Annotated in this window: 1 protein-coding gene; it reads left to right on the top strand. The window is 75.4% G+C overall.

The window, feature by feature from the left end:
• Positions 1-418 (top strand): TonB family protein (locus AC2W7C_RS18830; protein WP_486002701.1); only part of this gene is annotated, 418 nt, incomplete at its 5' end.
• Between the last annotated feature and the right edge of the window lie 160 nt (positions 419-578).

Raw genomic sequence — 578 nt, 5'->3', positions numbered from 1 at the left:
CGCGCCGCGGCTCGACGCCGAGCCGGCGCCGGGCCCCACGCTGACCTTCGACCGCGAGGTCGTCGAACCTGTGGACAAGGCGCCGCCGGCGGCCGAACCCACGCCGCCTCCGGCGCGGGTCATCCGCAATCCGAGCTGGAGCCGGCAACCCGACGCCGAGCAGATGATGCGGGTGTACCCGCGCCGGGCGCTCGAAGCGGGGGTCGGGGGATCGGCGACGCTGAACTGCGTGGTGCAGCCGAACGGCGCGGTGGTCGTCTGCGATATCGCCGGGGAGACGCCGGCGGGCCAGGGCTTCGGCCGCGCCGCTCAACAGCTGTCGCGTCACTTCCGCATCAACCCGCGGACGGTGGACGGGATCGCCGAGGGTACGCGGGTGGTCATCAACCTGCGCTTCGTGCCGCCCCCGGCGGACTGATCAGGCGAACCTGAGCGGGTTCAGGGCGGCGGCGTCCGCAAGAGGCGTCCCGCCCGTGATCCCGTCCGCGACGACCCGGGCGACGAGCGGGCCCAGGAGCCAGCCGTTGCGGCGCGGCGCCAGCGCCAGGAACAGGCCCGCCTCGCCCGTCGGCCCGGCC

The organism is Brevundimonas sp. CURTG3B2_SDJG (genome assembly GCF_057364705.1).
This window is presented reverse-complemented; position numbering and strand designations above follow the sequence as displayed.